Source organism: Bradyrhizobium sp. P5_C11_2, from assembly GCF_054049755.1.
In genome coordinates, this window is record NZ_JBFULT010000043.1 from 1 (window position 1) to 25182 (window position 25182).

Here is a 25182-nt window from a genome sequence, read left to right on the forward strand (position 1 = left end):
GTCCGGTTGGTTCAGTTCGCGCCTTGCCTCGTCCAGCAGCAGCCCGATCCGCTGCTCGCCCGACAGCGGAGGAAGCAGAAGCTGCGCCGCGAAGACCAGGACCGAAGATAGACAAACAAAGAGGCACGTCACCAGAAACACATTTGGATCGTAGCTCTGCGGGTTGGTCGGCGCGAGGATGATGAGTGTGAACACCAGCGTGAGGCGACCCAGTGGCGACAGCACGCGGCCTGGCAGCGAGATCAGCAGCGCAAGGCCGATGACGACGGGTGCAAGACCGATCGCCAGCAGTTGAAACTCGGATACGCCGTTGAAGACGAGGTATTTCAGGATGCCGGCCAGCACGCACGCGATCGGTGTCGCCATCAACGCCGTCATGGTGAGACTGCGCGGCTCGGGGGACGTCGCGCCGAGGCCGGCAATGACCGCGACCAGCGAGAGGCAGAGCTCGGTGGCGGGCCAGCCCGCCAGCATGAAGAAGACCGCGACCAGCGCGAAACAGATCGCTGCCCGCGCGCCGCTTCCGGCCGCGATGCGGCGCGAGCGATACAGGGGCGCACGCCATGCGTGGGAAGGGTAGGTTCCTTCGTGCAGCGCATTGAGGCTGCTGCGCACGTCTGCGGTCTTGCGGCTGATCTCGCTCCGGAGGTGAGTCCGGCAGATCGTCGTCAGGACCGATCTGCCGTGGTGCGGATCGTCCCTGGCCGCGACGGCGGCGACGGACAGCGCCGCGAGCATGCGGGCGAGAGACAATGCGCTGACGAGATCGACGAGCGCCGAACGCGCGGCCGCGGTTCTCGCCGGGCCGCTGCTCGACTCCGTCGTAAGGCTGGCGATCTCCGGATGCAGCGCCGCGATATCGTGCAAAAGTCCCGCCGCGATCGGTGTGGATGAAGCTTCATCGCGATCGGCGCCTTGCGCGAAGTCCATGACGCGGCGGTGCAACGCCTCGAAGCGGCTTGCCAGAACCGGATGGTAGTCCGGCGCGGCCARCACCTCGTTGACCAGTGCCACCGCAAGGACGCCGATGGTGATGGCGGCGCCCCGCGCGACGCCGGTCGGGAATACCTGCAGCGGACTGTCGATCTGCTCGATGGCAATCAGGGCGACGGTGATGCAGCAGAGGGCTGCCGCATAGGCGCGATTGCCGTCGAGCATCCCGGCAGCGTAGACGCAGAGGCCGATCCAGATGCCGAACACCGCGAGCAGGAGACCGCCAGTTTGGGAAAACATGCCGGCGATCGCGATCGATGCCGCCACGCCGATGGCGGTTGCAACGAGCCGGTAGCCGGCCTTTTCCATGCCTTGACCGCGCGTGGGCAGTGCCAGGACCGCCACGGTGAGGGCCGACGACGAGGGAGAATCTAGCTCGAGCCAGAAGCTGACATAGAGCGCGAGAAGCGTCGCAAGCCACACCCGCAGCGCAAAGGCCCAGGAGCTCGCCGGAAAGCCGGCGAAGACCAACGGGCGCGCCTCGGCGGCAGCATTGGCATTGACTTGCATCGCGCAAGATCCCCCTCGGCAGAGCGGATCGCGCTGCCAATGTCGTGATACGCGCGCAAGTATGAGATTTGCCGGGCTCGCCGGTATTTCCGGTCCACCAACCTGGTTGCGGGAATGCACGTCGGGTTGAGGGACAGGGGCCGTCGTCCGTCCGGCCGGGGACTGGACTATTGCGGCGCGTGGCCTGCCAGCGCCTCTTCGAGGCTGCGGATGATCTCGTCGCCGCTGGAGGGCTTGCCGAGAAAGCAATGCGCGCCTGCCGCCATCACGCGCTGGCGCATGGCTTCGCTTGGAAACGCCGTCATGAAGATGATCGGGAAGCGGCGGCCGGAGGCGATCAGCTGCGCCTGCAGTTCATCGCCGGTTAAGACCGGCATCTGAATGTCGGCGATCATGCAGGCTGGATCGTCTTCCGACGGTTCCCGCAGGAACTGAACGCCGGACTCGTAGGCGTGGGCCTCATAGCCGAGCGAACGCACCAGGCTCGCAAGCGACGCGCGGACGCCTTCGTCGTCGTCCACGATCGCAATCACCGGGGTCTTGGCCATTGGCACACATTCCTGACCGCGGTGTTCAGCAAGGAGGAAATCTCCCCGCATACGTGGTCAATGGCACCTTATGCACCGTGCGGCAGTCCCGCCGGAATTATACTCAGGTTTGGTCCGTAGTCTTTCTGGTCTGGGAAATCCCGAGCGCCTCGGCTTTGCGAACGAGGTCGGCCAGCGACCGGACCCCCATCTTGCGCATGACGCTCCCGCGGTGGATCTTGACCGTGATCTCGCTGAGGCCGATCAGGCCTGCGACCTGCTTGTTCATTAGGCCGGCGGTCACATGGCCCATCACCTCGCGCTCGCGCGCCGTCAGGGTCTCATACTGGGCGCGGATATCCTCCTTCGTCGCGGCTTCCGCGCGGCGCTGGCTATCGCGCTCGAGCGCCGCGGTCACGGCATCGAGCATGTCCTGGTCGCGAAACGGCTTGGACAGGAAATCCACGGCGCCTGCCTTCATGGCGCGCACCGACATCGGAATGTCCCCATGGCCGGTCATGAAGATGATTGGATATCGGATGCCCTGCCGGGTCAGTTGACCCTGCAGATCGAGCCCGCTCACGCCCGGAAGCCGGACGTCCAGCACGATGCAGGCGGGGCCGTCGGGCAGCGTGCTGCCGAGCAGCTCGGCCGGCGAGCCGAACAGGCGCGTCTCGAGGCCAACGGATCGGAACAGGCTGTCGAGCGAGGTGCGGATGCCCGCGTCGTCATCGACGATGATGACGACTGAACCCGAGGACTGGGCCGGTGGATGCGCTTGGTCTGGTCGTGTCATGGCGAGGCGTGTTCTTGGTTGGATGGCAGTGTCAGGCGGAATGTCGCCCCCGCGCCGGGAATACTCTCTGCCGTCAACTGGCCGCCGTGAGCTTTCACCGTCGTTCGGCAGATCGCAAGTCCCATGCCCATCCCGCCATGCTTCGTCGTGAAGAAGGGATCGAACAGGCGAGGGAGGTCGTAAGGCGGAATGCCGGGGCCGCTGTCCTGCACCGTGATGGCGAGGTTCTCGCCGTCGACGGCGGCGGCGCGCAGCGTGATGGTGCGGGAACCGGGCTGGTCCGACATGGCCTGGCCGGCATTGATCAGCAGATTGACGAGAACCTGCTGAAGCTGGACCCGAWCGCCCCTGATCGGCGGCAAACCTTGTTCCGTCTCGATGGTCAGGACAACGTCGTCTTTTGCGAGTTCCCGCGTCACCAGGAGGGCCGCTTCYTCGATGATCTCGGTGATCTCCAGCACGTCCTGCTGGGCAGGCGTCTTTTTCAGGAAGGCCCGGATGCGAGTCACGATCTCGCTGGCCCGGCGGCCCTCGGCGACGACGTGAGTGATCGTGGCCGCGACTTCGTCCAGATCCGGCACATCGCGCCGCAGCCACCGCAAGCCGGCCTGGCCGCTGGTGACGATCGCCGCCAGCGGCTGATTGACCTCATGGGCAATGGACGCGGTGAGCTCGCCGAAGGTGGCGACGCGCGTGGCATGGGCGAGCTCCGCCTGCGCCGCGAGCAGCGCGTCCTGTGCCTGCCTGCGCTCGGTGATATCGACGACAAAGGCGAGGACGTTGCGATCTCCGTCGGAATCCGCCGGAAAGGTGATCGTAAACAGCACGGGAATCTTGCGCCCGTCGAGTCCGACGAACTCGCTCTCTCCTTCGTAGAATGGCTCTCCGTCGGCGAATGCCACCAATGCATTGACGAAACTCCGGTCGTTCCCGACCAGAAGCCTGTCCAGGTTGGCGATGAAGGCTGACAAGTCGGTCGCCCCCGCCATCTTCTGCAGGGCCGGATTGACGTCGGTGATTCTGGCGAGCCGGCGGGCCTGCCGGACGAAATCCGGGCTTCGCGCGAGATAGTCGCGCAGACCGGCCCCGCCGGTATCCAGCGCTTTCAGTGCGGTTCTGAGGTCGCTCCAGTCCTGCTCGACGACGCCGATCCGGCTTGCGTCGAACATCCGGCGGTATCGCTGCTCGCTCTGCACCAGCGCGCCGTGCGCCGCCACGCGGTCCGTGACGTCGGTGTGCGTTTCCAGCACCCCGACGGCCTTGCCGAGATAGTCGTGCTGGAGGGCCCATCGGGCATCGACGCTGAGCATGACGCCGGCCTTCGTCCGCTGCTCCACTCTGCCTTCCCATCGGCCGGTGTCGAGCAGGGCTGCCTCGATGATCTCCCGCCGCTCCGGATATCTGGTTTGCAGAAGCTCGTCGGCGAGTCGGCCGAGGGCGGCGTCGGCTGACCAGCCGTAGGTGTGTTCCGCGGTCTTGTTCCAGAAGGTGATCACGCCGGCGCGATCCCTGACAAAAATCATGTCATGCGACAGGTTGAGCAGGCGGGCCTGCGCCGCCAGGCGGTTCGTCGCCGCGTGATTTTGGAGCGCAAGCAGGGTGGTGATCGTGATGGCCGCGAGACTCACCAGCGCACGAAGGGCAGGTGAGGCGATGGACTCCAGGTCGTGCGACAGCAAATAGGCCGTCATCGTCAGGATGACGCAGCCCGCGGCGGCGGCGATGATGTCATTGCGCCGGTTCGTCCTCGCCGCGAGCAGGATCACCACGACGTAGAGAACCGCAACGGCGCCCTCGAGCGGCGTCAACACATCGACAAGGAAAACCGCTAAGGCGAGGACGGCAGACCAGAACCGCAATCCGGCGCGGCTCATGGAGGAACCCGTGGGCCGGTCAGGAATCGTCATCGTCGCTGGCTGTCGTTCGTCTCATCGCAGTCGCGTTGATGCCGGGATTTTGTCGTGCCGACAACATCCCGCGGCATATTTTTCGTGCTCTCTTGGAAGACGTCCCGCAATCGCGAAATCTGGCCAGCGTGCCGACGAGGACGTCTCTGAAGGAAAACGAGGGATTTCCGCGGCGTTGCCGATCGACGGTACGCGCGGCAAGCGCGTCAACTTACCGCAGCCGCCTCAATCCGGCGCCGGATCGCTCGTCCACCGGTGCCGGTGAGGCATCCGGCCGGCGGTCGCAGGCCATGCCGCGATCATACTCAAGTATGACCCGGTCAACCTGACAACCTATCGATGCACCCGCGCGTAGAATGGAGCGCTTGGGCCGGCGAATTACTCTGCTCCCATGACATTCGGACAAGCCAGCCTGGCCTTTCCGAGTCGAAAACAGGACAAAGAGGTTCGACGATGGCGCAGCAGATCTCACACCCGCTCCCCGCAAATGATCGTGTCATCGGTTCGATCGACATACCGGGAGTTGACGGCCGGCGCATCGCGTTCTCGACAGGTCGCGATCGCTCCGGCGAGGAGGAGATGACGCTCTCCCTGGTCCATCTGGATGTTGCCCTGGCCGTCGAGGCGGATGCGCCGGATATGCGGGGATCCGCCGCGGGCGAGGCCGGCTTCAGGGTTTTCGCGAAACGTCTAGCGCGTGAATCGGCGACGACCGACCGGGCGTCCGGTGCCGTGGAATTCACCGACCCGGTGATGCTGCGCCTGTCCGATGCGCTTGCGGCTACCGAAGCCACGCAACACCCCCATTCCGAGATTCTGGCCGACGCGCTGCGTCTGGCCATTCTGACCCGCAAGGCCAGCCGACAGACCACCGCCGGACGAAGCCAGGCCGACCCGGCTGACGGCGACCGTGAAGGGCAGAGCTGCCGAGCCGTGCGGTCGCTGCAGAAGTGGCGCCTCAAGCGCGTCCTGCAATATGTCGACGACAATCTGGCTGCGAAGATCACGTTGCAGCATCTGGCCGCCGTTGCCGGCCTGAGCCGGATGCACTTTGCCGCGCAGTTCCGGGCGGCGGTCGGCATGCGGCCGCATGAATATCTGCTGAAGCGGCGCATCGAGCGGGCTCAGGAGTTGCTCAGGCAAGCCGACGTCACGCTCGTCGATGTCGCCTTGACCGTCGGATTCCAGACCCAGGCGCATTTCACGACGGTGTTCAAGCGGTTCGCCCGCGATACGCCCTATCAATGGCGGAGTGCCTGTCTCGCGCAATCGATGCCGATGCCGTGCGTTGGAGCGGGGCCGTCATGAGCGGCGTCGGCATTCAGGCCCTGCTGCCGCTGTTCGGCATTCACGCGGCATTGACGCATCATGAGATCATGGCACTGGTCGAGATGGCCCGTGCCCTCGGCAACGCCTATCGTCTGGCAGCTTCAGAACCGGGGTCAAGCGTCCTCTATGGCCGCTTCACCCTCAACTTCTGCAGGGCCATCGTCGCTTGCGTCGCGCACTAGGCGCGCGACACGGCGAGGTTGCATTCGGACGATCACCGCAAAATGACCAGGGCGATCCCATCCGGCAAACGGAATTGTGATCCACATCCTTGATTGGAGTTGGTTGATACCCTAATACCGTTAGCGATGGCGAGCCATGCAGGTGTGGGACCGGTGAGGACGATCATTGCTGACGATCACGCCGTCGTTCGGGAAGGCCTGAAGCAGCTTCTGTCGACCGTGGACGGGCTTACGGTCAGCGGACAGGCGGGGGACGGTRAAGCCGTTCACCGGCTGCTGAACGAAAGCCCCGCCGATCTTCTCATCCTCGATCTCGGCATGCCCGGCGTGAGCGGGTTTCAGTTCATCGCCAACCTGAAAACCGAATGGCCGGCGCTGCGCGTTCTTGTCCTCACCGCCAATGTTGAGCCGCGTTCCGTGCGGGCCGCTTTTTCCGCGGGCGCGAATGGCTATTTGACCAAGAGCGGCGATCCATCCGAACTCATCGCTGCCATCGATGCCATCAAAAGAGGCAATGCCTATGTGGCGGAGGAGGTTCGCTTTGCGGTGGACCAGCATGACGGCCCGAACGAACCCCCCGAGCCCTCGGCTGCGATCATATCTCCGGTCACGCTGACAAGACGTGAGCGGCAGATCCTGGGCATGATCCCTCACGGCGCCACCAGCCGCGACATCGCCAATCGTCTCGGCATCAGCCCGCTCACCGCCCGGAAACATCGCGAAAATCTCATGCGGAAGCTCGATCTGCACAGTGGTGCGGAATTGACCGCCTACGCGATCCGTCTCGGCCTTCCATCGGGTTAGCGCAACGGCAACTCGCAAACGAAGCCGCCGCAGCGACCGGCGCGCGGAGAGGTTTCGATGCAGGACGGTTCGATGCGGGAAGACAAGATACGCGAAGCGCTCGTCGAGCTCTTGTATCGCAATTCTTATGGGGTGGTGGCCTCCAACGTCCTCATCTCCCTGGCGGCGGCATACGTCCTGAGGAGCACCGTACCGGCGAGCTGGTTGGTCGGATGGCTCGGTGCGCTGTATCTGCTCACCGCCATACGCGTCCTGGCGGCGCGCCGGTTCTTCAGCCGGAATCGAGAGCCAGCGTCTGTGTTGCGATGGGCGTGGCTCGCGGCCGCGTTTTCCTGCGTGTCGGGACTGCTGTGGGGAATGCTCGGCTGGGTCGGGTTCGTTCCCGAACAGCCCGTTGCTTTTTTATTCACCATTGTTGCCTTGACCGGTCTGGTCTGCGGCACAGTTCCGTCGCTCTCGGCCTTTCCGCCGGCTCTGGTCGGCTCGATCATCGCAACGGTGCTGCCGGTCATGGTGCGCGCCTTTATCAATGGAGGTGATACCGCCGGCGCATATCTCGCCCTGCTTACGGGACTTGTGACGATCAACCTCTATTATTGCCGCACAACGCACCGCATGCTGCGTGAGACCATCAGGTTGCGCCTGGAAAATGTCGAGCTGGTCGGCCACCTCGAGGAAGAACGCGACCGCGCGCAGGCCGCCGACCGTGCGAAAACGCGTTTCCTTGCGGCCGCCAGTCACGACCTGCGCCAGCCGATCCATGCCTTGAGCCTGCTGATCGCCACGCTCGCGGCGCTGGGCCATCGCGGCGCTGTCCAATCCGGCGATGCACGCGATCTGGCCGGCAAGGCGAAATCCATCGTCGGCAACCTCAGCGCCCTTCTGAACGGACTGCTCGACATCTCCCGGCTTGATGCCGGCGTCGTCACTGTTGCGAGGGAGACGGTGAATCTCTCCCAACTGTTCGACCAGCTCAGCAACGAGTTCGTTTCAGCGGCGAAAGATCGTGGCCTTGATTGGCGCGTTGTTGAAAGCCGCCTCCAGGTGGACAGCGATCCCATGATGCTGAAACGGGTGTTGGGCAATCTGCTGTCGAACGCCTTTCGGTACACGAGATCGGGCGGCGTTCTGCTCGGCTGCCGCAGGCGCGGCACGTCGGTGGAAATCCAGGTATGGGATACCGGCCCGGGCATCCCCGCAGATCAGCAAGCCATGATCTTCGAGGAATTCGTGCAATTGCAGAACCCGGCGAGGGATCGCACGCAAGGCCTTGGCCTCGGCCTCGCCATCGTTCGCCGCACCGTCGCGCTGCTGCAACACCCGCTGAAGCTGGCCTCCGTCCCCGGGCGCGGCTCGATGTTTTCCGTCACGGTCCCGATAGCCAGTGCGGTTGAAACTCCCTTGCCCGATAACAGGGCATCGCCGCCAGGCACCGCCGTCAGCATCATGGTCGTGGAAGACGAGGAAGATGTTCTCGATGTCATGGTGCAACTGCTCACGCTGCAGGGCCATCGGATCTATGCCGGACGATCTGCCGCCGAGGTGCAACAGGTTCACGCGGAGGCGATCGCGGCCGGCGATGCACCGGTCGATCTGATCCTCGCCGACTACCGCCTCGGAGATGGTGTTACGGGCCTGGAGGCGATCGAGGCCCTTTGCGCTCATATCGGCCGCTCGGTGCCCGCCATTATCGTCACCGGCGATACCTCGCCGTCGCGCATCCGGGAAGCCACCGCCGGCGGTCATCGCATTCTGCACAAGCCGGTCACCGGCGAGGAATTGCACGAAGCGATCGTTGCCGCCTGCGTCGGCGGCAAGGAAGCGATCGATAGTGATGGCTAGAATGATGCGTGGCTGCCCCGAGATTGGCGATCGTCCCGCCACGGCTGCGATTGTGTCTCGGCGCTGATCTCCAACGCCGCCATCTGCTGGGCGGGTCCTTCGACATTGGCCTGCTTGCCGGCGACGAAATACGACATCTGCCGTATCGCTCGTGAATCGACCCGGCGATATCTTTCACCCCGCCTGGACGCACTTGGACAGCAGCCGATCTTGAATTCGGCGGTTGGGAGCAGGGGCGTGCCGTCAACGAGGGCTATCGAGACGCGCGGCTTCGCCGGCAAGGGCGTCGCGCGATACCAGTGGTGAGCGTCGGTGAAGCATTTGTGAGCATTCAGTCGAATTTCGAACGCCTGCGAGAAAGCAATTTGGATATGGCAATTACYGCTAGCTCCCACGCCCGGCGACCATCGCCGCCTCTCAAGGCATGGACCATCGCTGTGCTCGCTGGCTTCGGCATTTTGCACCTCATCGGAGCATACATGCTGCATCACGCGCCCAGTATCCGCCCGATCGAAACGGCAGTCGCGGCGATCCACGGCGACTAGATCGGCTGGTGGCTGAGGCTCGCGTGAATTCGGGCCACCCCACGCCGTCCTATGATTGACGACGATCACCGTTCTTGAGGAAACGATGCCATGTCGGACATAGCGGCTTATCTGGTGCTGAGTGCGGCGGTTTTCGCCGGTGCGTTCGTCTCGGGCCTTTCCGGGTTTGCGTTCTCCGCCGTCGCCGGCGCCATTCTGTTACACGTTTTTCCGCCCATGGAAGCTGTGCCATTGATGATGGCTTGCAGCATCACCGTGCAGGCGGCCAATCTGTTCGCGCTACGCAAGAGCATGCAATGGAAAACCAGCCTCGTCTTCATCGCCGGCGGGCTATTGGGCATCCCGATCGCGATTTATCTCCTGCAGAATGCGGATACCGGGATCTTCAGACTTGGTTTTGGAATTCTCGTATCCCTTTACGCGGCCTATGCCTTGTTCCGGCCGGCGCCTGCCGATTTGCGTGAGATGGCCAGCCGGAGCAGGAACGCGCTGGTCGGATTTGGTGGGGGACTGGTCGGCGGATTGACAGCGATGCCCGGCGCACTTCCTGCGATCTGGTGCGACATCCATGGTTTCCCGAAAGTTCAGCAGCGCGGCCTGGTTCAGCCCTACATAGGTGTCATGCAGCTCTTCGCCCTCGCGCTGATGCTGTCGCACCACAGCCTGTCGCTAAAGGTCTTGATCGACTTTGGCATTTCTCTGCCCGCGTTGGCTGCCGGAACGGCCGGAGGTATCGTCCTGTTCGGACGGATCAACGAAGCAGCCTTCAAACGAATTATCCTGGGCCTGCTGCTGTTTTCGGGACTTTGCCTTGTGATCTAGCAGGGCCGTGGTTTCGGGCGGATCATCATTTGAAAGTCTGAAGCTGGGGGCCTGCGTCTGCGCGGGGGCGCAGTGCTGAGCGGCCGTTCGCCGCCGGTTGACAAGGGATTATTATATGTCTAAATATATGCAGATTCATATAATATCGAGATGCCTGAATGGACGCGCATCCGCTCAAGCTCAAGGTGAGATCGTGTACCGCGGAGACGCCGTTCGTACGGAGCCTTGTGCTTGATGTGGAGGGTGCCGTGCCGCGATGGCAGGCCGGCGCACATATCCGCGTCGCGCTCCCGAGCGGCGGAGACCGGCCGTATTCGTTGATGGCCCTGCCGGATCTCCCGGAGGGCGCACTGGCGCTCGGGGTGCTGCGCGAGCAGGCGTCGACCGGCGGCTCGCAGTTCATGCACGCGCTGAAGACCGGCGACGTCGTCAGGGCAAGCGCGCCGGTCAATCATTTTCACCTGCATGAGGGCTCCGCGCCGGCAATCCTGTTGGCCGGCGGCATCGGTGTCACCCCGATCCTGTCGATGGCGGCCGCGCTGCAATCCCGCGGAAATCCCTATCGCCTGCACTATGCGGGGCGCGCGCAAGGAGTGCTGGCGTTCCTGCCGCAATTGCAGGCGATCTGCCCGAAAAGCCTGTCCGTCCATTACGATAGCGACGACTCGCGCCTCGATCTCGCGGCGGCGCTCGGCGATGTGACGGCGGACACCCACATCTATGTCTGCGGTCCCGCCGGCATGATCGATGCGGTGAAAGCGGCGGCACTTGCCCAGGGTATTGCCGCGGACCGCATCCACTACGAGCTCTTCAACGCGGAGCGGCCGGGCTCGCCCGACAAGCCGTTCGAGGTCGAACTCAAATCGAGCGGGCAGGTCGTCACCGTTGCAGCCGGTCAGAGCATCATCCAGGCGCTGGAGGCCGCGGGGCTCGACGTGCTCTACGACTGCCAGCGCGGCGATTGCGGCATCTGCCAGTGCGGCGTGATCTCGGGCACGCCCGACCATCGCGACGTCATTCTCAGCGACGACGAGAAGGCGTCGAACAAGGTCATGCAGATCTGCGTGTCGCGCGCGAAGTCGGAACGGCTGGTGTTGGATCTCTAACGGGAGGCAAGGGGCGCCATGGCGAAATACGGAAACAATGCGCCGGCGATCGCGGCGCTGGTGCGCGAAGCCGAGGTGCATCGCGACGTCTATGTCGATCCCGAGATCTTCGAGCTCGAGATGGAGCACCTGTTCCCGAACAGCTGGATCTATGTCGGGCATGCGAGCCAGCTTGCGAAACCCGGCGATTTCATCACCGCCAATATCGGCCGGCAGCCGGTGCTGGCGAGCCGCCATACCGACGGCTCCATCCACGTCTTCTACAACCGCTGCCCGCACAAGGGCGTGAAGATCGCCTCGGAACCMTGCGGCAATGCCGGCAAGTTCTTCCGCTGTCCCTATCACGCCTGGTCGTTCAAGACCGACGGCTCGCTGCTCGCGATTCCCCTGAAGAAGGGCTACGAGGGCACCGGCTTCGGCGACACCCAGGCGAATGGCGGGCTGTCGAAAATCAGGAACGTCGTGATCCATCGCGATTTCATCTTCGCGCGGCTCTCGGACGACGGCGTGTCCTTCGAGGACTATTTTGGCGAGAGCCTGTCGACGATCGACAACATGGTCGACCGTTCGCCGGAGGGGAAGCTTGCCGTCGTCGCGACGCCGATCCGCTACATGCACACCTGCAATTGGAAGATGCTGGTCGAGAACCAGACCGACACCTGCCATCCGATGGTGGCGCATGAGAGCTCGGCCGGCACCGCGGTCAAGGTCTGGAAGCGCGAGCAGGGCGAGTCCACGGAAACACCGATGGCGGTGCAGCTCTACGGTCCCTTCATGAGCCCGTACGAGTTCTACGAGCAGAGCGGCATCAGGATCTGGCCGAACGGCCATGGCCACACCGGCGTGGCCAACTCGATCCATTCGAACTACTCGGACATCGACGGCTATGTCGACCAGATGGTCGCGGCCTATGGCGAGACGCGGGCGCACGAAATCCTCGGCGAGGTCAGGCACAACACGGTCTATTTCCCGAACATCATGGTCAAGGGCGCCGTCCAGATCCTGCGCAACTTCATCCCCATCGCGGTCGACAAGACGCTGGTCGAAAGCTGGGTGTATCGTCTGGTCGGCGCACCGGACAAGCTCTACGAGCGCGCCCTGATGTACAACCGCTTCATCAACGCGCCGACCTCGATCGTCGGGCACGACGATCTCGAAATGTACGAACGGGCCCAGGAGGGCCTCAAGTCCAACGGCAATCAATGGGTCAATCTCCGCCGGCTCTATGAGAGCAACGAGGAGCAGGACGTCACCGCCGTCATCAACGGCACGTCGGAGCGGCAGATGCGGAACCAGTTTCATGCCTGGGCCAAGTTCATGACCATGGACATGGACAAGCGCGTCGAGGCCGCGGAATGATCACCGAGAAGACGATCACCGACGTCATCTATCGCGAGGCCGATCTGCTCGACACGATGCAGTGGCAGGCGTGGCTCGATCTGTTTCACCCCGAAGGGCGCTACTGGATGCCGCTGGAATGGCAGCAGCAGGATCCGGTGCTCCAGCCCTCATTGATGTACGAGGATTTGCTGCTGCTGAAGGTGCGGGTCGAACGACTGTCGGGCGAGCGCACCTTCAGCCAGAAGCCGAAGAGCCGCTGCCATCATCTGCTCCAGGCGCCGCAGATCGTCGCCTGCGACAATGCCGCCGGCGTGTTCAAGGCGCGCACGTCCTATATGTACACGGAGACGCGCGGCGATATGCTGGAGCGCTATTCGGGATGGGCGTCGCACGATTTCGTCGAGGTCGGCGACACCCTGAAGATCAAGCTCAAGCGGGTCGATCTCGTCAATTTCGATGCGCCGTTCGGCAACATCCAGCTTTTCATGTGAGATCGTCTTGACCGCTGCGACCACAGTCTACGCACGTTTTCGCGACACCGCGCTGCGCCGGGGCGAGGCGGCCTTTCTCAACGTCTTGAGGGAGACCGCCGACATCTACGGCATCACGGCCGGCGAAATATCCTACCGCGCCATGCTGGACCGGGTGGAGCGCTGGCGGACGGCATTTGCGAGCCGGGGCTATGGCGAGGGCCACAGGGTCGGACTTCTGCTCCAGAACCGGCCTGTATTCGTCGAATTGTGGTTCGCGCTCAACGCGCTCGGCGTCTCCGTCGTGCCGATCAATCCGGATCTGCGGATGAGCGAGCTCGAATACATCATCGCGCATTCCGAGATGAACGCGGCGTTCGTGCTCAGTGAGCGGCGCGCCGAGGTCGAGACCGCGGCCCGCCAGGCGGGGCGCGCGATTGCGGTCGTGACCGACAGCGGCGACGTTCCCGCTCCCTTCGGCGGCGCGCAAGGAGCGACCGCGGCTGATGGCTCGACCGAATGCGCGCTGCTCTATACGTCGGGGACGACCGGACAGCCCAAGGGCTGCGTGCTCACCAACGAATACTTCCTGCATTCCGGCAACTGGTATCGCGACGTCGGCGGGCTGATCGATCTCAGGCCCGATGGCGAGCGCATGATCACGCCGCTGCCGCTGTTCCACATGAACGCGATGGCGGTGTCGCTGATGGCGATGCTGTCGGTCGGCGGCAGCCTGACCATGCTCGATCGTTTCCATCCGCGCAGCTGGTGGCAGTCGGTGCGGAACAGCCGCGCCACCTGCCTGCATTATCTCGGCGTGATRCCGTCGATGCTGATGGGGGCGCCGGCATCGGACGAGGACAAGGCCCACACCGTGCGGTTTGGATTTGGCGCCGGCGTCGACAAGCTGCTGCACGCGCCGTTCGAGCAACGTTTCGGCTTTCCGCTGATCGAGGCCTGGGCGATGACGGAGACGGGCAGCGGCGGCGTCATCGCCGCCAATGTCGAGCCGCGCAAGATCGGCTCCTCCTGCTTCGGCCGCCCGGCCTCCGAGGTCGATATCCGGATCGTCGACGAGACCGGCAACGATGCGCCCGCGGGAGCGCCCGGCGAGCTGCTGGTGCGGCGCGCGGGTGCGGACCCGCGCTACGGCTTCTTCCGGGAATATTTGAAGAACCCGCAAGCCACCGCCGAGGCGTGGGACGGCGGCTGGCTCCATACCGGCGATATCGTGTCGCGCGATGCCGAGGGCGACCTCCATTTCGTCGATCGCAAGAAGAACGTGATCCGCCGCTCCGGCGAGAACATCGCCGCGGTCGAGGTCGAGTCCGTCCTCAACCGCCATCCCGCGATCCGGCAGGCCGCGGTCGCGGCGACGCCCGATCAGCTGCGCGGCGACGAGGTCGCGGCGGTCATCATCGCGGAGCGGGCAGGGGCGGATCGCGCGCTCGCCGAGGACATCGTGCGCTGGAGCCTGGAGCAGATGGCCTATTACAAGGCGCCGGGCTGGATCTGCTTCGTCGACAGCCTGCCGCTGACCGCAACCGAGAAGATCCAGCGCGGCGGGCTGAAGGATTTTGTCGCCAAGCTGATGTCTGATGGCGCGTTCTTCGATCTGCGCGACCTCAAGCGGCGGCAGGTCTGACGTATGCCAAGCGGGGGAGACCAATCATGAGCCAGATCCGTACCACCCTCATCACCGGCGGCAATTCCGGGATCGGCGAAGCCTTGGCGAAGAGGCTGGTCGACAAGGGACAGCGCGTGGTCTCGGTGGGACTGGAGACGCCGGACTGGACCCACGATCTGCTCGCCGCCTATCGCGCTGATCTGACCTCCATTGAGGAGACACGCGCCATCGCGCAGGAGATCTGCCGGGATCATGCCATCGACTGCCTCGTGCACAATGCGGGCGTCATCCTGCCGAACCTGCTGCCCGATGCGAGGCCCGAAGACATCCTGGCGCTTTCGCAACTGCACCTCGGCGCACCGATGCTGCTGACCCAGGCCGCCCTCGAAGGCATGATTTCGCGCCGTTTCGGCCGCATCGTGTTCGTCAGCTCGCGTGCGGCGATGGGCGCCGTGACCCGCTCGGCCTATTCCGCCACCAAGGCGGGCGTGCACGGCATGGCGCGGACCTGGGCGCTGGAGCTCGCGTCAGGCGGCATCACGGTGAACGTCGTCGCGCCGGGCCCGATTCTGACGGACAATTTCTGGGGTGTCGTCCCAAAGGGTTCGGAGCGGCAGGAGAGAATGGCGCGCAACGTTCCGGTCGGCCGGCTCGGTGCGCGCGAGGACGTGGCGCACGCGGTCGAATTTTTCCTCGACGAGCGCTCAGACTTCGTGACCGGGCAGGTGCTCTATGTCTGCGGCGGCACCAGCCTCRTCGGCCTCGGTCCGTGACAGCCGAGCATGATCCGGCAAAGTGCGAAGCGGTTTTCCGAAAAGATCATGCTCGAACAAGCAGGACTAGGGATAAGATCCAATTAGCCACATTGAGATTCAACGGGTTGGTCTCTGCAAGGACGGCATCAAACCGGTGATCCCAGGCCGGTCAAATCGGAAGAAACGCATAGTCACGACAAGCAAGCCTATAAGGATCGCAATGTCATCGAGCGCTGCTACTGCAGGCTCAAGCACTTCAGGCGCATCGCAACGCGCTACGACAAACTCGCTCGGAACTACTTCTCAGCCCTGTGCCGCGTTGCCGCCGTGGCATTCTGGCTTTAGTCGTGCGCGGTTTCCGCTTTTGGGATAACATGGCGGCCGGCACCCGGATGACGACGGGAATCCATGAAGGGGAGGTCGGAATGACCTCGCAGCGAGTGTCGGGAACCGCCGTGCAACGAACCATTGCCGTGCTGGGCTCGGCGGTTTTCTTCGTGGTCGCCCCGTGTACGCTGGCGGGGCTGGTTCCATGGTCGATCACGGGTTGGCAACTCCGGCCGCCGTTCCTTGGTCTGGAGCTGACGCGCGGCATCGGCGCGATCATGATTCTCGCAGGCGTGCCTGGGCTCGTTGACGCATTTGCGCGTTTCGCGCTGCAGGGTCTCGGCACCCCCGCGCCCATCGCGCCGACCCGGAATCTCGTGGTGACCGGTCTCTACCGTTATGTGCGTAATCCAATATACGTCGCGGTCGTTGCCATCATCCTGGGTCAAGCGGTGCTGATGGGCGATTGGCGCCTCATCGTCTACGGCGCGCTGCTCTGGCTCTTCTTCCACGTCTTCGTCGTGGCGTACGAAGAACCCACGCTCGAGCGGACGTTTGGGAGCGAGTACGAGGCGTTCCGCGCCGCCGTCCCGCGCTGGATACCGCGGATGACCCCATGGCGGTCGAAATGATCGGTGGCCCGCGGTTGTGCGAGCCGCTGCTCGCGACCGGTCTCGGACGCTTCGCCGGCGCCGCGAGCAGGCACGCTAACGGCCCTCGGAAAAGAACATCTCCCCATTGGCGAAGCGGTTGGGTTTCAGGCGCATCGCAACGCGCTACGACAAACTCGCTCGGAACTACTTCTCAGCCCTGTGCCTCGTTGCCGCCGTGGCATTCTGGCTTCAATCAATTGAGTCTGGACCCTAGATCTGGTTCAGCCGGATATTCTCGACCATCTTGGCGAGCACGCGCGCACAGACCTCGATGTCGTCAGGCTCGATGCCTGCGATCAGCCGGTCGTAGTTGGTCGCCATGACCGGCCAGATCTTGCGCAGCAGCGCTTCGCCGTCCGGCGTCAAGGCCACGACCCTGCGGCGCTGGTCCTCCTCGGCAATCTCGCGCTTGACCAAGCCCGATGACACCATGGAATCGACCATGCGGCTCGCGGTCGATTGCTCGGTGACGGCGAGAACCGCGATCTCGTTGACGGTGAGCGTCTTGTAGATGAACAGGACCGACAGCGTCCGGAACACGACGTTGTTGACGCCGTGCTCGCTCAGGTCGCGGTTCTGGTCGAGGTTCCAGCGATTGGCCAGGCGATTGAACAGATAGGGGATGTAGTTCTGCAGCTGGTCCTTGGTCCTCGGCGGACCCGACTTCCATCTGCTCTTGGATTCTTTGGCCATTATCTCTTGCGACTTTATCTCTTGCGACTTTGCTTCTTGCTCTCGGTGCGAAGTTTCGAGGAGAGCGACCGCAACACGGAAAGCGCGGTGTCGAGCTCCTGGGTCGGGATGTTCTCGAGCCRCTTGCCGAGATGCCTCTTGTGGACGTCGGCGGCCTTCGCGAACAGGGCTTCGCCCTTGGGCGTGAGCCGCACGATGAACGAGCGCCGGTCCTCGCTCGACATTTCCTTGCTGATGAGGTCGTCGGCCAGCAGGCGCTGGACCAGTCCCGAGACGTTGCCGCCGGACACCTTCAGATTCTGCGACAATTGCCCCAGCGCAAGTCCGTCCCTGTAGCGGTCAAGCTGAGCCAGCACGTCGAATTTTGCGAGCGACAGGCCGAACTCGGAGTTCAGCATCGAATTCAGCGACGCGAAGAGCTCGCCATGCAGGGACAGCAATTGCAGCCAAAGCCGGGTTTCGACCTGCCCGGGGACGGGAACAATGTTCTCTTTGAGTGCTGCCGGCATTGCATGACCATCGAGTACAGAGTGTCTCGTCGAGTGGGGGATTATCGCGGGTCTGTCGCTCCGATTAGCAACCTCAGAATCGTAGTCAAGCCGCCCGATCCTGACGTCCTTCGCTCCGGACGGCAATCGAATTGAGCCTCGCCCGATCGCATCACGCGAAGCTCTTGATGGTCTGGATCACGCCGTCGAGCTCCTTGCCGGCGCTGTCCTTCAGCGCCGCTTCCCGCAGGCGGCGCGCCCAGTCGGCGGCGTCGTCGCGCCGCTCGACCAGCTTGATCGCGTCCAGGGTCTTGTCGAATTTCGACAGTCCTCGGCTGTGGGTATCGGAATAGCCCTTTACCAGACGGCGGCATTGCAGGATTTCGACACCCAGCTGGTAGTTGGTGCCGACCGCGTCGGTCGCGGCCCGGAGCCATTGGTCCCGGTGAGCCATCTCGACGGCGTGACGCAGGGAACGGCGGCGCAGGCCGCGCAGTCCAGCGACGGTATAGAGTGCCAGGAACCAGGGCAGTGAATAGGTCCGCACCCGGCGTCCCTTGTTGACGCGGCGGTCCAGCCAGCCGAGAAGGCGCGGCTTCGCGCCCAGCCAGCGGCCGAGGCCCACCGGCAGCATGCCCATCACCTCCTCCATGCGGGGGTGCATGAATTCCGTGGTCTGGAGCAGCTGGCCTTGCGACATCTCGAGCTCGCTCTCGATGCGCGCGCGGCGTCCGGCCCGCGTCTTGAGGTCGGCCACGCGGATGACGTCGTCGTAGGTCATCGCGTTGGCGAGGTATTTTGCCGCGGMCTGGGTGAAGGCATAGCCTCTGTCGACGCCGCCTGAACTCCGGTCGGCAGTGTGCAGCGACTTGAGGATGTCGAGATATTCGGCGCCATAGGCGACGTCCTGGAAGTCGACCACCTTCTTCAGGCCGGCGCGGCCCATGGCCAGCGCGGGCTCGGGCAGCTCCTGCGTCAATCTTGCGACAAGCCCGGCGAGTTGCGGATCCGGCGTCGCGCGAGAGGGGCCGTCGTTGGCCGGCTTCGATGGCGCAGGCGCCGCGACCTCGGAAGCCCCGCGCTTGACCCGGTCAAAGGCCGCTTCAAAGGTCTGAATGCTGGCCCTGGCACCTTTCTCGCCGGCGCGGATGACGTCGAGATAGCTGTCGCGGTCGAACGGCAGCACGGCGGCGGCCGCGAGCGCGCCGAACATCGCCGCCGAGATGACGCTGCCGTGCTCGATCGCCAGCGCGTTCAGGTCGAAGATGATCTCGGTCTTCGCGGCAATCCCGATGGCGCCGGTGACGGCGCCCCCGTCGGCGATGCCGTTGCCCGGCGCGATCTTCTCGCCGATCGCAAGCGAGCGGTGGTTGGAGGCGATCAGCGTGGTGCGATCCGGCGTCACCAGGCCGCGCAGGATGGATCGGCCGGCCTCCATGAATTCCGCCGCCATCACCACGTCGACGTCGCCGGGCGTCGGCATCAACGACAGGATCGGCTTGCGGCCGTCCAGCGGCGGCATGGCCTCGATGTAGTAGATCGTGGCGCCGGTCCGCTGCGCGACACCGGGCACCGAGGTCGATTGCGCGACCCAGCCATGGTTCTCGGCGAGCTGGACGATCCAGTCGGTCAAAACGCCGCCGCCTTGGCCGCCCATCGCGACGATCGCCATCGAGATCGGCCGCTCGGTTGCTTCACCCGCGGCGGGGAGGGCCAGCCGTACCGTCTCGTCTCTCATGCCAGCGCCTCGAGCGCAGGTCTGCGGCGATCGCGCCGGCGTTGCAGCCAGCTGATCACGGCCATGGCGACCTTCGATTTGAACCTGTCCCAGCGGGTCGGATTATGGATGACATCGGCGCGATAGAACGAGGGGCACAGCACGGCGGCTTCGGCGACCTCGCCGCAATTGCCGCATCCGACGCAGGAATTGTCGATGGCCGCGACCGGATCGTCCCGCAGGGGATCGTCGAGTTGCTTCACCGAGAGCGAGGGACAGCCGGAGAGCCGGATGCAGGCGTGATCGCCCGTGCAGACGTCCTCGTCGACGCCGAAGCGTTCCTTGACGGTGCGCAACCCGTCCTTGATCGCCTTGTTGATCAGCGGCTTCACGCGGCGCTGCTTGTTCAGCATGCATTCGGAGGAGGCGACGATGACCTTGGGGCCTTCGTCCTTGGTCGTCAGCGCTTCCTTCAGCGTGTCGCGCATCTTGCCGACGTCGTAGGTCCGGTCGATCTGGCGGACCCATTGGCCGCCGATGCCCTTCACGGCCTGCACGATCGAATTGTTGGTATTGCGCCGCTTGTTGGTCGCGCGCGACGACAGGATGTCCTGACCGCCGGTCGCCGAGGTGTAGTAATTGTCGACGATCAGGAAGACGCCGTCATGCTTGTTGAAGACGGCATTGCCGATGCCGCTGGTCAGCCCGTTGTGCCAGAAGCCGCCGTCGCCCATCACTGCGATCGAGCGCTTGTCGGCCTTGACGTTGAAGGCCGAGGTCGAGGCCGGGCCGAGGCCGAAGCCCATGGTGGTCGCGCCGATATTGAAGGGCGGCAGGATCGAGAACAGATGGCAGCCGATGTCGGCCGAGACATGGTGCTGGCCGAGCTCTTCCTCGACCAGCTTCATCGCGGCGAAGATCGGCCGCTCCGGGCAGCCGGTGCAGAGCCCGGGCGGGCGCGCCGGCACGACCTGCTTCAGCTTCTCGACGGCGGGATGATTGAGCACGGGCGCGGCGTCCGGCGCCGGCGGCCGGTTGCCGAGCAGCCGCGGCTCGGTCTTCTCGAGGAATTCCCGGATACCGCCGAGCAGGACCTGCGCGGTGTAATCGCCGCCCATCGGCAGCACGTCCTTGCCGTGAATGCGCGCATTGATGTCCTTGCGCCGCAGCACGGTGTTGATCGCCTGCTCCAGATATTCCGGCTGGCCTTCCTCGACGATGAGGATCGCCTCCTTGTCGAGGCAGAATTCCGCGACCTCGGTGTCGATCACGGGATAGGTGACGTTCATGACGTAGAGCGGGACCTGGGTGTTGCCATAGGCATCCGACAGGCCGAGATATTGCAGCGCGCGGATGACGTTGTTGTACATCCCGCCCTGCATGATGATGCCGACCTTGCCCTGCTTCGGCCCCATCCACTCGTTCAGCCTGTGGTCACGGATGAAGCCGATCGCCGCGGGCATTCGCGTCTTGATCTTCTCCTGCTCGTGCTCATAGGCCGCCGGCGGCAGCACGATGCGGCCGACGTCGCGCTTGGGATTGTTGAGTGCGTCCTTGATGGTGTGCGCCGGCTTGACGTTGTCCTTGCAGGCAAAGCTTCCATGCATGTGGCAGGCGCGAACCCGGACCTCGAGCATGACCGGGGTGTTGGAGAATTCCGAGAGCTCAAAACCCTTCTCGATCAGATTGACGATGCACTCGTGATCGGGGCGCGGGTCGAGCAGCCACATCTGCGATTTCATCGCGAAGGCGTGGGTGCGCTCCTGCATGATGGAGGAGCCCTCGCCATAGTCCTCGCCGACGATGATCATCGTGCCGCCGGTGACGCCGCCGGAGGCGAGATTGGCGAGCGCATCCGAGGCGACATTGGTGCCGACGGTCGACTTCCAGGCAACCGCGCCGCGCAGGGGATACATCACCGAGGCCGACAGCATCGCCGCCGCCGCCGCCTCGTTGGCGGAGCTCTGGAACACGACGCCGAGATCGTCGAGCACGTCCTTGGCGTCGGCGAGCACGTCCATCAGATGCGAGATCGGTGAGCCCTGATAGCCGCCGACATAGGCGACGCCCGATTGCAGCAGGGCCTTGGTGATGGCGAGGATGCCTTCGCCGCGGAAAGTGTCGCCGTCGCCGAGCCGGAGATCCTCGACTTCGCGAGCAAAAGACCGTTCAGCCATTGCAGCCTCCAGAAATATGCGTTATCATACTTTTACATGTAAAGTAAGTCAACGCCGCGCCATGCTGACACTCTAGCGGATCTGCTCCCGAGTGCGATCATGAAGCCAGCGACAGGGCCTGCGCCGATGCTGAAGCTGCCTCGCTTTAAAGCTGCCGCCATCCAGGCCTCACCGGTATATCTCAACGCGAGCGCGACGGCCGACAAGGCGGCTTCACTGGTCCGTGAAGCCGCGGCGAACGGCGCGAAGCTCGTTGCGTTCCCCGAAGTCTTCGTTCCCGGCTACCCCTACTGGAACTGGATCACCGACCCGGTCACGGGAAGCGCATGGTTCGAGAAGCTCGCCAAGGCGTCGGTCCTTGTGCCGGGTCCGGAGGTCGACGTCGTCCGGAAGGCCGCGCGCGACACGGGATGCCACGTCGTGCTCGGCGTGAACGAGCGCAGTCCGGTCTCGCTGGGCACGATCTACAACACAATGGTTTTCATCGGGCCGGACGGCACGCTGCTCGGCAAGCATCGCAAGCTGGTGCCGACCTGGGCAGAGAAGCTGACCTGGACCGGCGGTGACGGATCGAGCCTGCGCGTCTATGATACCGAGATCGGGCGTCTCGGAGGGCTGGCGTGCGGCGAGAACACCAACACGCTCGCGCGCTTTGCGCTGTTGGGGCAGGGCGAGCTGGTGCATGTCGCCAGCTACATCTCGCTTCCCGTCGCGCCCCCCGACTATGACATGGCGGAGGCGATCAAGTTGCGCGCGATTGCCCACTCCTTCGAAGGCAAGATTTTTACGATCGTCTCCTGTTCGACCGTGTCGGAGGAGATCATCACCGCCATGGAAGCCGTGGTTCCCGACGCACGCGCGCGCTTGCAGCGGAAGTCGAGCGCCTTCTCCGGCATCATCGGGCCTGACGGCCGCCTGGTCGGCGATGCCCTGATCGACGACGAGGGTATCGTCTACGCCGACATCGACCTCGAGCGCTGCATCCAGCCGAAGCAGATGCATGACATCGTCGGGCACTACAACCGGTTCGACATTTTCGATCTCCGGGTCAATCGGCGTCCTTTGGCGCCACTTGACCTCGCAGACGGTGAGGGCGATGCCGCGGGGCAGGGCTTCACGCCGATCCCGCTCGGATCGGAATAATGGTTTGGGATGCAAACCGCAAAGAAGGTGCGCTCCCTCCCCCGCTTGCGGGGGAGGGTTGGGGAGAGGGTATCAACGCAATCGAGAACCCCCTAGAGGAGAGAACCCTCACCCGCGCCTTCGGCAAAGCCGAGGCTTCGCCTCGGCGTTCTTGGAGGACGGCCGCTGAAGGCGGCCTATGCTCTCCCGCAAGCGGGAGAGGTGACGCACCCCGCGGCCCAATCAACCAACTCATTTTACTTTGGTTGAAGCCACAAGACAGGACTTGGAGGATAGGATGCGCGAAAACATCGTCGGCCGGGCCAATGTCGAGGACACGCCCGAGCTCAAGGCCTATTACAAGGATCTCGAAAAGTACGAAGCTGGCGCGCTGTGGACGGTCGCCAACAAGATCGAGCCGTGGGCGCCGCAATCGGCGTCCGTTCCGGTGCTCTGGCGCTACGACGATCTGCGCGAGCACGTGCTGCGGTCGGTCGAGCTGGTCTCGCCGGAGAAGGCGGGACGGCGGGTGATCTATCTCAACAATCCCGGCCGCCGCGACGTATCGGCCGCGGTCGGCTGGCTCTATTCCGGATTGCAGGTGATGCACCCCGGCGAGGTCGCCTCGGCGCACGCACATTCGGCGTCGGCCTTGCGCTTCATCATGGAAGGGTCGGGGGCCTACACCGTCGTCGACGGTCACAAGATGACGTTAGGGGCGCGGGATTTCGTGCTGACGCCGAACGGCACCTGGCACGAGCATGGGGTCGACGGCAACGGCTCGGTCTGCATCTGGCAGGACGGACTCGACATCCCGCTGGTCAATGCGCTGGAAGCGAACTTCTTCGCGGTCCATCCCAAGGTCCAGCAGGAAGACTCCGGCTATCCCGTGGACGACATGACCAAGACCTGGGGCAATCCCGGTCTTCGCCCGGTCGACTCGAAATGGTCGAAGGGCTATTCCCCGATGTTCAAATACGAGTGGGAGCCTACCTACGACGCCTTGCGGAAATATGCCGCCGCGACCGATGGCTCGCCTTACGACGGCATTCTCATGAACTACGTCAATCCGGTCACCGGCGGACATGTGATGCAGACGATCGGCGCCAGCATGCAGTTGCTGCGGCCGGGCGAACGGACCAAGTCGCACCGGCACACCGGCAGCTTCATCTACCAGGTGGCCAAGGGGCGTGGTTATTCGGTGATCGGCGGCAAGCGTTTCGAGTGGCAGGAGCGCGATATCTTCTGCGTTCCCTCCTGGGCATGGCACGAGCACGGCAATGCGTCAGAGAGCGAAGACGCCTGCCTGTTCTGCTTCAACGATCTGCCCGTCATCGAGAGTCTCGGCTTCTACCGGGAAGAGGCCTATGGCGACAATGCCGGCCACCAGCCAGTTGCCGCCTGACGTCCCCACGCAGAATTCAACCGAAAGAGCCGGATAAAGCTTCATGCGCCTTGTTACCTACACTTTGGGCTCCAGCGGTGCCCGCCTCGGGGTCCTCGTTGACGGATTGGTTGTGGACGTCGAGCACCTCGGTGCGTCGCAGGGCTTTACATGGCCGAGCGACATGCTGTCGTTGATCGACAACAGCGTGACATTGCTGCCGGCGCTCAGGGACTGCCTGGATAATGCCAATGGACGCCTGCCGGCCGGCTCCGCCGTTCCGGTCGAGGACGTGAAGCTGCAGGCCCCGATCCCGCGGCCGCGGAAAAACATCTTCGGCATCGGGCTGAACTACCGCGCGCATGTCGCGGAATCCGCCAAGAGCCTGGATACGGACAAGGACCTGCCGAAGCAGCCGGTCGTCTTCTCCAAGCCGCCGACCTCCGTGATCGGCCCGGGCGCGGCGATCCAGCACAATGCGAAGATGACGCAGCAGCTCGATTGGGAAGTCGAGCTCGCCGTCATCATCGGCAAGACGGCGACCCGTATCACCGTCGAGAAGGCGATGGATCACGTGTTCGGCTATTCGGTGATGATCGACATTTCGGCGCGCGACAATCGCCGCGCCGGCCAGTGGATCTTCTCCAAGGGCATGGACACCTATGCGCCGTTCGGCCCGTGCATCGTCACCGCGGACGAGATTCCCGATCCGCATGATCTGCGGCTCTGGCTGACCAAGAACGGGGTCATGAAGCAGGACTCCAATACCAAATACATGATCTTCGACATTCCGGTGCTGATATCGGACATTTCGTCGGGCATGACGCTCGAGCCGGGCGACATCATCGCAACGGGAACGCCCGAGGGCGTCGGCGCCGGCAGGAGCCCTCAGGAATGGCTGTGGCCGGGCGACGTGGTCGAGGCCGGGGTCGATGGCGTCGGCGTCATCCGGCATCCGGTCGTCGCGATCTGATGACGAATTTCTCGTTCGACCGCGAGCTGAGGTTCGGCGACTGCGACCCTTCCGGCATCGCTTATTTTCCGTCCTACCTGAACATCCTCAAC

The 25182-nt window shown here is 64.0% G+C and carries 24 protein-coding genes and 3 pseudogenes; 18 read left to right on the plus strand and 9 right to left on the minus strand.

The genetic code is table 11. The features are described 5' to 3' along the window. The 4 genes from ACXJL8_RS07145 to ACXJL8_RS07160 form a co-directional block, all read right to left on the minus strand. On the minus strand, positions 1 to 1503 hold a 1503-nt coding region (locus ACXJL8_RS07145), incomplete at its 3' end, for an FUSC family protein (RefSeq protein ID WP_456684804.1). Positions 1504 to 1670: 167 nt separating this feature from the next. Then, a complete protein-coding gene (locus ACXJL8_RS07150; protein ID WP_456617598.1) occupies positions 1671 to 2051 on the minus strand; it encodes a response regulator transcription factor in 381 nt (126 codons plus the stop codon). 103 nt (positions 2052 to 2154) lie between these two features. Beyond that, complete coding sequence (locus tag ACXJL8_RS07155) at positions 2155 to 2826, minus strand: response regulator transcription factor (RefSeq protein ID WP_456617597.1); 672 nt, start codon at positions 2824 to 2826, stop codon at positions 2155 to 2157. Then, on the minus strand, positions 2823 to 4733 hold the full coding sequence (locus tag ACXJL8_RS07160) for an ATP-binding protein (RefSeq protein WP_456684805.1): 1911 nt from the start codon (positions 4731 to 4733) through the stop codon (positions 2823 to 2825). The genes ACXJL8_RS07155 and ACXJL8_RS07160 overlap by 4 nt, the downstream gene beginning before the upstream one ends. 453 nt (positions 4734 to 5186) lie before the next feature. Here ACXJL8_RS07160 and ACXJL8_RS07165 point away from each other — a divergent pair, with 453 nt between their 5' ends. The 4 genes from ACXJL8_RS07165 (at position 5187) to ACXJL8_RS07180 (ending at position 8890) form a co-directional block, all read left to right on the plus strand. Then, positions 5187 to 6041 carry a helix-turn-helix domain-containing protein gene (locus ACXJL8_RS07165; protein ID WP_456617595.1) on the plus strand — a complete coding sequence of 285 codons (855 nt, stop codon included), beginning with the start codon at positions 5187 to 5189 and terminating at the stop codon, positions 6039 to 6041. Beyond that, entirely contained in the window at positions 6038 to 6244 is a 207-nt protein-coding gene (locus ACXJL8_RS07170) for a hypothetical protein (RefSeq protein ID WP_456617594.1), read from the plus strand. Before ACXJL8_RS07165 ends, ACXJL8_RS07170 begins: the two co-directional genes overlap by 4 nt. 153 nt (positions 6245 to 6397) lie before the next feature. Next, complete coding sequence (locus tag ACXJL8_RS07175; RefSeq protein WP_456684806.1) at positions 6398 to 7048, plus strand: response regulator; 651 nt, start codon at positions 6398 to 6400, stop codon at positions 7046 to 7048. Positions 7049 to 7105: 57 nt separating this feature from the next. Then, on the plus strand, positions 7106 to 8890 hold the full coding sequence (locus tag ACXJL8_RS07180; RefSeq protein WP_456617592.1) for an ATP-binding protein: 1785 nt from the start codon (positions 7106 to 7108) through the stop codon (positions 8888 to 8890). On the opposite strand, the gene ACXJL8_RS07185 is transcribed toward ACXJL8_RS07180, so the two are convergent. Then, positions 8887 to 9027, minus strand: coding sequence for a hypothetical protein (locus tag ACXJL8_RS07185; RefSeq protein WP_456684807.1), 141 nt, complete (start codon positions 9025 to 9027; stop codon positions 8887 to 8889). The genes ACXJL8_RS07180 and ACXJL8_RS07185 overlap by 4 nt on opposite strands. Positions 9028 to 9192: 165 nt before the next feature. On the opposite strand from ACXJL8_RS07185, the gene ACXJL8_RS07190 reads away from it, so the two are divergent. The 10 genes and pseudogenes from ACXJL8_RS07190 to ACXJL8_RS07235 form a co-directional block, all read left to right on the plus strand. Continuing rightward, positions 9193 to 9435 carry a hypothetical protein gene (locus tag ACXJL8_RS07190; protein WP_456684808.1) on the plus strand — a complete coding sequence of 81 codons (243 nt, stop codon included), beginning with the start codon at positions 9193 to 9195 and terminating at the stop codon, positions 9433 to 9435. A gap of 90 nt (positions 9436 to 9525) precedes the next feature. Next, on the plus strand, positions 9526 to 10257 hold the full coding sequence (locus ACXJL8_RS07195; RefSeq protein WP_456617590.1) for a sulfite exporter TauE/SafE family protein: 732 nt from the start codon (positions 9526 to 9528) through the stop codon (positions 10255 to 10257). A 158-nt stretch (positions 10258 to 10415) separates the two neighbouring features. Then, positions 10416 to 11363 (plus strand): PDR/VanB family oxidoreductase, encoded by a 948-nt coding sequence (locus ACXJL8_RS07200; RefSeq protein WP_456617589.1) that lies wholly within the window; start codon positions 10416 to 10418, stop codon positions 11361 to 11363. Between the two features lie 18 nt (positions 11364 to 11381). Continuing rightward, positions 11382 to 12722: a Rieske 2Fe-2S domain-containing protein gene (locus ACXJL8_RS07205; RefSeq protein ID WP_456617588.1), complete on the plus strand. Its 1341-nt coding sequence runs from the start codon at positions 11382 to 11384 to the stop codon at positions 12720 to 12722. Further along, the gene (locus tag ACXJL8_RS07210) at positions 12719 to 13195 is read left to right on the plus strand and encodes an aromatic-ring-hydroxylating dioxygenase subunit beta (protein ID WP_456617587.1); all 477 of its coding nucleotides are present in this window, start codon (positions 12719 to 12721) and stop codon (positions 13193 to 13195) included. The genes ACXJL8_RS07205 and ACXJL8_RS07210 overlap by 4 nt, the downstream gene beginning before the upstream one ends. Continuing rightward, positions 13161 to 14819 (plus strand): ATP-dependent acyl-CoA ligase, encoded by a 1659-nt coding sequence (locus ACXJL8_RS07215; protein ID WP_456684809.1) that lies wholly within the window; start codon positions 13161 to 13163, stop codon positions 14817 to 14819. Before ACXJL8_RS07210 ends, ACXJL8_RS07215 begins: the two co-directional genes overlap by 35 nt. A gap of 26 nt (positions 14820 to 14845) precedes the next feature. After that, positions 14846 to 15574 carry an SDR family NAD(P)-dependent oxidoreductase gene (locus ACXJL8_RS07220; RefSeq protein WP_456684810.1) on the plus strand — a complete coding sequence of 243 codons (729 nt, stop codon included), beginning with the start codon at positions 14846 to 14848 and terminating at the stop codon, positions 15572 to 15574. A gap of 124 nt (positions 15575 to 15698) precedes the next feature. Continuing rightward, positions 15699 to 15901, plus strand: a pseudogene (locus tag ACXJL8_RS07225) (IS5/IS1182 family transposase); the annotation flags it as partial. A gap of 80 nt (positions 15902 to 15981) precedes the next feature. Beyond that, positions 15982 to 16515 (plus strand): methyltransferase family protein, encoded by a 534-nt coding sequence (locus ACXJL8_RS07230; RefSeq protein ID WP_456617584.1) that lies wholly within the window; start codon positions 15982 to 15984, stop codon positions 16513 to 16515. A 124-nt stretch (positions 16516 to 16639) separates the two neighbouring features. Further along, positions 16640 to 16750, plus strand: a pseudogene (locus tag ACXJL8_RS07235) (IS5/IS1182 family transposase); the annotation flags it as partial. Here ACXJL8_RS07235 and ACXJL8_RS07240 read toward each other — a convergent pair. From ACXJL8_RS07240 to ACXJL8_RS07255, 4 genes are all read right to left on the minus strand, one after another. Further along, on the minus strand, positions 16747 to 17229 hold the full coding sequence (locus ACXJL8_RS07240; RefSeq protein WP_456617583.1) for a MarR family winged helix-turn-helix transcriptional regulator: 483 nt from the start codon (positions 17227 to 17229) through the stop codon (positions 16747 to 16749). The pseudogene ACXJL8_RS07235 and the gene ACXJL8_RS07240 sit on opposite strands and share 4 nt — an antisense overlap. A gap of 14 nt (positions 17230 to 17243) precedes the next feature. Continuing rightward, positions 17244 to 17738: a MarR family winged helix-turn-helix transcriptional regulator gene (locus ACXJL8_RS07245; protein ID WP_456684811.1), complete on the minus strand. Its 495-nt coding sequence runs from the start codon at positions 17736 to 17738 to the stop codon at positions 17244 to 17246. A gap of 151 nt (positions 17739 to 17889) precedes the next feature. Continuing rightward, a complete protein-coding gene (locus ACXJL8_RS07250; protein WP_456684812.1) occupies positions 17890 to 19455 on the minus strand; it encodes an indolepyruvate oxidoreductase subunit beta family protein in 1566 nt (521 codons plus the stop codon). Continuing rightward, positions 19452 to 21611 (minus strand): thiamine pyrophosphate-dependent enzyme, encoded by a 2160-nt coding sequence (locus tag ACXJL8_RS07255; protein ID WP_456617580.1) that lies wholly within the window; start codon positions 21609 to 21611, stop codon positions 19452 to 19454. Before ACXJL8_RS07255 ends, ACXJL8_RS07250 begins: the two co-directional genes overlap by 4 nt. A gap of 99 nt (positions 21612 to 21710) precedes the next feature. Here ACXJL8_RS07255 and ACXJL8_RS07260 point away from each other — a divergent pair, with 99 nt between their 5' ends. From ACXJL8_RS07260 to ACXJL8_RS07275, 4 genes and pseudogenes are all read left to right on the plus strand, one after another. Further along, positions 21711 to 22754 carry a carbon-nitrogen hydrolase family protein gene (locus ACXJL8_RS07260; RefSeq protein WP_456617579.1) on the plus strand — a complete coding sequence of 348 codons (1044 nt, stop codon included), beginning with the start codon at positions 21711 to 21713 and terminating at the stop codon, positions 22752 to 22754. 277 nt (positions 22755 to 23031) lie between these two features. Continuing rightward, a complete protein-coding gene (locus ACXJL8_RS07265) occupies positions 23032 to 24138 on the plus strand; it encodes a cupin domain-containing protein (RefSeq protein WP_456617578.1) in 1107 nt (368 codons plus the stop codon). Positions 24139 to 24181: 43 nt separating this feature from the next. Continuing rightward, positions 24182 to 25090 (plus strand): fumarylacetoacetate hydrolase family protein, encoded by a 909-nt coding sequence (locus tag ACXJL8_RS07270; RefSeq protein ID WP_456617577.1) that lies wholly within the window; start codon positions 24182 to 24184, stop codon positions 25088 to 25090. Continuing rightward, positions 25090 to 25182: pseudogene (locus tag ACXJL8_RS07275) on the plus strand (acyl-CoA thioesterase); the annotation flags it as partial. The gene ACXJL8_RS07270 and the pseudogene ACXJL8_RS07275, both read left to right, overlap by 1 nt.

Coding starts and splice junctions, on each gene's coding strand:
- ACXJL8_RS07150 (WP_456617598.1), bottom strand. CDS start 2,051: ATGGCCAAGACCCCGGTGATTGCGATCGTGGACGACGACGAAGGCGTC.
- ACXJL8_RS07155 (WP_456617597.1), bottom strand. CDS start 2,826: ATGACACGACCAGACCAAGCGCATCCACCGGCCCAGTCCTCGGGTTCA.
- ACXJL8_RS07165 (WP_456617595.1), top strand. CDS start 5,187: ATGGCGCAGCAGATCTCACACCCGCTCCCCGCAAATGATCGTGTCATC.
- ACXJL8_RS07170 (WP_456617594.1), top strand. CDS start 6,038: ATGAGCGGCGTCGGCATTCAGGCCCTGCTGCCGCTGTTCGGCATTCAC.
- ACXJL8_RS07180 (WP_456617592.1), top strand. CDS start 7,106: ATGCAGGACGGTTCGATGCGGGAAGACAAGATACGCGAAGCGCTCGTC.
- ACXJL8_RS07185 (WP_456684807.1), bottom strand. CDS start 9,027: ATGTCGTATTTCGTCGCCGGCAAGCAGGCCAATGTCGAAGGACCCGCC.
- ACXJL8_RS07195 (WP_456617590.1), top strand. CDS start 9,526: ATGTCGGACATAGCGGCTTATCTGGTGCTGAGTGCGGCGGTTTTCGCC.
- ACXJL8_RS07200 (WP_456617589.1), top strand. CDS start 10,416: ATGGACGCGCATCCGCTCAAGCTCAAGGTGAGATCGTGTACCGCGGAG.
- ACXJL8_RS07210 (WP_456617587.1), top strand. CDS start 12,719: ATGATCACCGAGAAGACGATCACCGACGTCATCTATCGCGAGGCCGAT.
- ACXJL8_RS07230 (WP_456617584.1), top strand. CDS start 15,982: ATGACCTCGCAGCGAGTGTCGGGAACCGCCGTGCAACGAACCATTGCC.
- ACXJL8_RS07240 (WP_456617583.1), bottom strand. CDS start 17,229: ATGGCCAAAGAATCCAAGAGCAGATGGAAGTCGGGTCCGCCGAGGACC.
- ACXJL8_RS07255 (WP_456617580.1), bottom strand. CDS start 21,611: ATGGCTGAACGGTCTTTTGCTCGCGAAGTCGAGGATCTCCGGCTCGGC.
- ACXJL8_RS07260 (WP_456617579.1), top strand. CDS start 21,711: ATGAAGCCAGCGACAGGGCCTGCGCCGATGCTGAAGCTGCCTCGCTTT.
- ACXJL8_RS07265 (WP_456617578.1), top strand. CDS start 23,032: ATGCGCGAAAACATCGTCGGCCGGGCCAATGTCGAGGACACGCCCGAG.
- ACXJL8_RS07270 (WP_456617577.1), top strand. CDS start 24,182: ATGCGCCTTGTTACCTACACTTTGGGCTCCAGCGGTGCCCGCCTCGGG.